The following is a 233-nucleotide window of genomic DNA, read 5'->3' as shown; positions in this document are numbered from 1 at the left end:
ATTATTAAGATTTGGGGGGACGGGACCACCGAATTAAACAGTGAGTCCGAAGGGGCAACCGTTGTCCGGGTGGATACGGGAGTTTATAAGGTATCCGGAGTGTTGGGGTTTAACTCCTCCACGGAGTGGGGCGGAGCAGACGGTGGGTATTCCGTGCCGCAAAACGGTAACGGCCTGCCTCTGTTGTGGCTGGATTTCGAAATAGCGCCCGATGGCGATATTACAATCCGTAC

General features: G+C 54.1%; 1 protein-coding gene. It reads left to right on the top strand.

Translation table 11 applies throughout. The annotated features are described in order from the left end of the window. A partial coding sequence (locus tag OGV69_RS01325; protein WP_502873876.1) for a phage tail fiber protein occupies positions 1–233 on the top strand: 233 nt, incomplete at both ends.

It is taken from the genome of Citrobacter sp. Cc139, from assembly GCF_030334645.1.
GTDB lineage: Bacteria > Pseudomonadota > Gammaproteobacteria > Enterobacterales > Enterobacteriaceae > Citrobacter > Citrobacter werkmanii.
Note: the sequence above shows the minus strand (reverse complement) of the source record. Positions and strands in the feature narration are given on the sequence as shown.